The sequence below is a fragment of the Metasolibacillus meyeri genome (assembly GCF_003049505.1).
GTDB lineage: Bacteria > Bacillota > Bacilli > Bacillales_A > Planococcaceae > Metasolibacillus > Metasolibacillus meyeri.
Genome location: NZ_PYWN01000252.1, coordinates 1 through 492 on the forward strand (window position 1 = coordinate 1; position 492 = coordinate 492).

1 protein-coding gene is annotated in these 492 nt (G+C 42.9%); it reads left to right on the top strand.

Features of this window, described 5'->3' with window-relative positions; genetic code table 11:
* The coding region (locus C9J34_RS21460) for an IS30 family transposase (protein ID WP_107842190.1) at positions 1 to 429 on the top strand (429 nt) is incomplete at its 5' end.
* Positions 430 to 492 lie beyond the last annotated feature (63 nt).

A 492-nucleotide genomic window follows, 5' to 3' on the forward strand; every position in this document is an offset into this window, starting at 1 on the left:
GCTCCGTACATTCCGCTCCGCACGCCTTGGCGCCTCGACCTCCTTGCTCAGCTGTACTGCTTCATGTTTTATGCGTGTGAAAGCGTTCGTGATTCAGTCATTAAACTACTGTCTGCCTTGCCAAAAAACAAACGAAAATCCATTACACCAGACCGGGGGAAAGAGTTTTCAAAGCATCGAGAAGTGACAAATCAGTTAGATAAAATTCCGTTTTACTTCGCAGATCCTCATGCACCATGGCAACGTGGAACGAATGAGAATACAAATGGGCTACTTAGAGAATACTTTCCGAAAACCCAGAATATTACAGATTGTTCAAAAGATTATATTAACACTTGTATCGATCCACTAAATAAACGTCCGCGTAAGTGCTTAGGTTGGAAAACACCTTATGAGCTCTTCTTTGGCAAGGCGTTGCGTTTAATTTGACAATTCAAGACACAAAAAAACCACTGATTGCTCAGTGGTCTCATTGTTGCGAAGCGACGTCCT